The sequence below is a fragment of the Acidithiobacillus sp. TH-A36 genome (assembly GCF_057473445.1).
Map to the genome: position 1 here is coordinate 1 of NZ_JBYCKP010000249.1, position 4,646 is coordinate 4,646.

Sequence of the window (4,646 nt, forward strand, 5' to 3'; positions counted from 1 at the left end):
CCATCAGGCCCCTGAACAGTCAGCCAGCCCTGGCCATTCACTGCCACGTCCAGAGGCCGTCCGGTATGCACTACGGGGCCAGATTGAAAATCCACACTGGGGGTTTCCGTAGCGGTGTAGGCGCGGGTCGGTAAACCTTGCCCATATACCGGCAAGGCGCTGAACTGGGCCTCATCCGCACGATATCCGGTGGTATTGGCATTAGCCAGATTGTTCGCCGTAACCGTCTGCTTTTGCAGAATGGCATTGGCGCCACTCATGGCAATGTAAAGGGTATCCATGACTTATCCTCTTACAAACTCAAGAGCGTCTGTACTACCGTATTCTGGGTTTTAATGGTCTGGGCATTGGCCTGATAAGCCTGCTGCGCCACAATCAGATTCACCAGATCCTTGGAAATATCCACATTGGACTGTTCCACCGCCCCGGCCTGTAAAGCGCCCAGATTGGAACTGCCAGGACCACCAGAAAGGGGTTGTCCCGAAACATAGGTTTCTGCCCAATAATTATTTCCGAGATTTTGCAAACCATTATTATTGGGGAATCGGGTCAGGCTGATTTGTCCCATGAGCTGGGATTCACCATTGCTGTAACGCCCGAAAATATTGCCGCCGGAGTCAATGGAAAGACCGGATAATTGCCCGGCACTATAACCGTTACTGTTGTTGGTGATCACGGAATTGGGGGAATTATAATTGGTGCTGCCACTAAAACTCACATTAATGGTATTGGAAGCCGCCCCATCAGCCCAGGAAATACCGGATACAGACGTAGAAGTTGAGCCGGTTTCCTGACCAAGGTTATTAAATTGCAAGGTTCCGAGGCTACCAGAGGTGACGCCACTGGCGCCATTGGTACCCGTTACCGAGTAATCCACATCCCAGGTTTGTCCGGAGCTTGTCGTACCTGAACCGCTTTGTAATTGATAATAAGTGGTCAACAATTGCGGGGTACCTAGACTATCGTATACCGTCGTCGTGGTCGAATAATTATAGGTACTCGGATCATTCATATTAATAGTGCCGCTGATGGGCGTATTGGTTGAATCCAGGTTCAAACCCAAACTCAATCCTGAAGTAGCTTGCGGAGCAATGGCATTCTGATTGATGGTTAAGGGGCCGCTGGCACCAGTCAGTTGACCACTTTGCGCTTGGATCCCAATCAATTCGCCACCATTAGCGTCTACAATAACGCCGTTTTTATTAAGCTGAAACTGTCCATTACGGCCATAAACTGTCGAACCATTATAATTGAACTGAAAAAAACCATTGCCGTTAATGGCAACATCCAGAGGATTACTGGTTGTTTCAATATTTCCCTGAGTAAACTGTTGAGCGATGGTTTGCACGGTAGTACCAATACCTACCTGCCCATCGGTTGGCGCCGTATTCGCCATGGCGGAAGCATAGGCATCAGCAAACTCGGCATTGGAACTTTTGAACCCTACCGTATTGGCATTGGATATATTATTACCCAGAGTCTGCAAATCCGTATTAGCTGCCTGTAATCCACTTAACGCTGTATTGAATGCACCCATTTTGCAAACTCCTTAAATAATATTCTGCACAGAGCTGAACGGCACCGAGCCTTGTTGCCCCTGTAACTGCAGGGTAGGACCGGAACTTCCCAAAGTAACGCCATTCACCACGCCAAACATGTAGGGGGTAGTCGTCACCGCATTACCATTGGCATCGGCGGCCTTTACCGAAAACTGATAATTACCCGACGGCAAAGCGCTCCCGTTGGCGCCTTCTCCATTCCAGTTAAAAGTCTGCATTCCCGAAGACTGTGCACCCTGGGGTAAAACCGCCAGCGTCTGACCGGCGCCATTCTGTACCAGCACGTCTACCGCACTGGCGGCGCTGCCCAGGTCATAAGCCCCATTGGCACTGCCGCTGCTCAAGGTCAACTGATTCCCTGAAGTGGTGACCGACTTGCCAATCAGGGAAGCTGCCTGCAAGCCTTGATTCTGATTGATTTGATCCATGAGAGAACTCAGCGAACCCTGAATGGCCTGGACGCCATTCGCCATGCTGAATTGTGCCAACTGTGAAGATAAATCCTGATTACTGAGTGGGTTCAAGGGGTCCTGATTGGTGAGCTGCGTAACCAGAAGATTGTAAAATGTACTTTCGCTGGCAAGACCACTGGCTCCGCTGCTGGCGGTACCTGAACTACTTGCCGAACTGGTCTGCAACGACTGATAAAAAGGATTGACGCTGGATGTCAGAGAATTGACGCTCATGTTCAGGCTCCAAGGCTAAGGGTTTTCTGCAGCAGGGATTTCGTGGTGTTCATCACATTCACATTGGCCTGATAAGCCCGCGAAGCCGAAATCATGTTGACCATTTCATCGACGGGATTCACATTGGGCATTTTGACGTAGCCTTCTTTATCCGCCAGCGGATTCCCCGGTTGATACACCATTTTGAATGGCCCGGGTTTACTGATGACCCCGGCCACCCGTACACCATTGACTCCGGCGGGAGCGCCAGCATTGGCAAAAGGTTGCGCGGCAAAAACCACCTCCCGGGCCCGGTAGGGTTGACCATCTGAACTGGTTGCCGAATTGGCATTGGCCATATTACTCGCGACCACGTTGAGTCGATAACTTTGGGCGGTCAGCGCCGAGCTCGCTACATCCAAAACTGAAAACAATGACATAAGTCTTACTCCTGCATATTTAAGCGGTTGTTCCCGTAATGGCCGAGGTCAAGATTTTAATTTTACCGGTCAAAAAGGTCAGATCGGCCTGGTAACGCACGCTGTTTTGCAAAAAATCTGCCTGCTCTCGATTCATGTCTACCGAATTATTATCCAGCCCTACCTGGCTGCCACGTTGATATTGCACAAAAGCAGCCATGTTCGCGTTATTGCCGGTTTCAGAAAATTGCCGGTTACTGTCAGTCGTCAATGGTAAACTGCCTTTATCACCCGCCTGAACGGCTTGCATCACCTGAGCAAACGGAATATCTACGGCCCGATAATTGGGCGTGTCGGCATTGGCGATATTGGCTGACAGCAGTTGCTGCCGGTAACCCGTAACCTTAAGCGCTGCAGCCAAAGGATCCAGAGCCTGATCTAACAATCCCGACATTCTCGTGAGCTCCTTAAAATTATTCACGATCACCTTATAGCAACATGCATGCCAAAAATTATCACGTGATTACCCCCTTCATTACGCGTGCCACACGGCAGAAAAAAGCCGCCCTGCTTCAACTCTCAGGACACGACCGGCAAAAAAATGCCGCTCAGCCAACCCTGCTGCGCGCATTCGGAAATCACTGGGCGAAATAAGCGCCTTAAAAATCTGGCGCATTATTTGCTTGGTTGGTTTACTAACACCCTAATTCCATGAGGTGCCCCGGGGTTATGAAGTTCGGTTTCTCAAACACCATAAAATCTATGGTTGCCAGCTTGCTGCTCGCGACGATATCCGCCATTGACAGCCCCTGCGCTCAGGCTGCCGTGGAAAACCCCGCAACCATTCGTGAGGTGGTTCGAAATTTTGTGCGGGCGCATTTGCCTGATCAATCAGCGGATGTACATATTCAATTGGACGGACCGGCCCCGGGCATTCATTTTCCTGCCTGCAGCAAATTGACAGTGGCTTATTTTGGTTATAGCAACCCCTACGGCAACCAAACCGTACAAGTCCACTGTCAGTCGCCCTCCCCCTGGCAGTTATATTTATCCGTACAAATCCAAGTGGATCAGAGTGTCGTCATTGCTTCTCGCCCGCTATCTGCCGGAACCATTCTGCAGAAAGGAGATCTGGCTGTAGTTCGCAGGGATACCAGCGGCTTAGGGGGCAACACCTTAAGTTCGCCCCATGGAGCCATTGGAAAAGTCCTGCGATTTGGAACACTCGCCGGACAACCCATAACTACGACCATGCTGAATGCCCCTGATGTAGTCCACGCAGGTGAGCAGGTAACCCTTTATGCTGAAGGCAATGGAATTCGCATTGCCACCATTGCCGACGCCATTGAAAACGGTCGCCCCGGACAAAGCATCATGGTCAGAAACCTGCAGTCCGGTCGCGTAATCCGGGGAACAGTAACCGCACAGGGGCATGTTGTGGTAGCCTTTTAGGCTAAGAGGTGCAGTTCATTGACTGTTTCGCTTTAGTTTTTACGCTGGTGTGACGTAATAGTGACTATGGCAGCAGATACGTTAGGAGATAAGCGCATGAATCCCATCAATCCATATTCTGGATCGCTTGCAGGAAAACCGACAGCAGACATCCGGAGTAACACCGATAAAGCGGTTAGTGGGTCCACAGCAGACTCCGGCAAATCTTCCGGACAAACTCTTGCCGCGAGCTCTGTTGCACACGATCATCTCACGCTTTCACCGCAGGCGCGGCAATTGATGGCTGCTCAGGATACGAATACTGGTCATGCTGATCAGCTCGCGCAGATCAAAGCCGCCATATCCAATGGAACCTATCAGATTTCTCCACTCAAAATTGGCCAGGGCCTGACTCAGGATAATCAGCAGTTCATGCCTGCAAGCACTAACAAGTCAGCCTGAGCCGATCATGGATATCAACGATTCGGCTGATTCTCAGGAAAGCGTGCTGCTCGCACAATTACAGGCCTTACTGGATGACGAGACTGAGTGCCTGAAATCAGGTCAGATGG

At 50.6% G+C, this 4,646-nt stretch carries 7 protein-coding genes; 2 read left to right on the top strand and 5 right to left on the bottom strand.

The window, feature by feature from the left end; translation table 11 throughout:
- The 5 genes from AC2VLY_RS06525 to flgB all read right to left on the bottom strand — a co-directional run.
- Positions 1-281, bottom strand: a 281-nt coding sequence (locus AC2VLY_RS06525) for a flagellar hook-basal body complex protein (RefSeq protein WP_486921961.1), incomplete at its 3' end; no start/stop codon positions are given.
- 11 nt (positions 282-292) lie between these two features.
- Complete coding sequence (flgE, locus tag AC2VLY_RS06530; protein WP_486894170.1) at positions 293-1,537, bottom strand: flagellar hook protein FlgE; 1,245 nt, start codon at positions 1,535-1,537, stop codon at positions 293-295.
- A 12-nt stretch (positions 1,538-1,549) separates the two neighbouring features.
- On the bottom strand, positions 1,550-2,245 hold the full coding sequence (locus tag AC2VLY_RS06535) for a flagellar hook assembly protein FlgD (RefSeq protein WP_193650630.1): 696 nt from the start codon (positions 2,243-2,245) through the stop codon (positions 1,550-1,552).
- Positions 2,246-2,247: 2 nt separating this feature from the next.
- On the bottom strand, positions 2,248-2,664 hold the full coding sequence (gene flgC / locus AC2VLY_RS06540; protein WP_010640019.1) for a flagellar basal body rod protein FlgC: 417 nt from the start codon (positions 2,662-2,664) through the stop codon (positions 2,248-2,250).
- A 19-nt stretch (positions 2,665-2,683) separates the two neighbouring features.
- Positions 2,684-3,097 (bottom strand): flagellar basal body rod protein FlgB, encoded by a 414-nt coding sequence (gene flgB / locus AC2VLY_RS06545; protein WP_193650629.1) that lies wholly within the window; start codon positions 3,095-3,097, stop codon positions 2,684-2,686.
- A gap of 275 nt (positions 3,098-3,372) precedes the next feature.
- Between flgB and flgA the strand changes: the two genes are divergently transcribed.
- Both flgA and flgM read left to right on the top strand, forming a co-directional pair.
- Positions 3,373-4,095, top strand: a complete 723-nt coding sequence (gene flgA / locus AC2VLY_RS06550) for a flagellar basal body P-ring formation chaperone FlgA (RefSeq protein ID WP_486921962.1) — start codon at positions 3,373-3,375, stop codon at positions 4,093-4,095.
- Between the two features lie 96 nt (positions 4,096-4,191).
- A complete protein-coding gene (flgM, locus tag AC2VLY_RS06555) occupies positions 4,192-4,536 on the top strand; it encodes a flagellar biosynthesis anti-sigma factor FlgM (RefSeq protein WP_486921963.1) in 345 nt (114 codons plus the stop codon).
- The last annotated feature ends 110 nt before the right edge of the window (positions 4,537-4,646 follow it).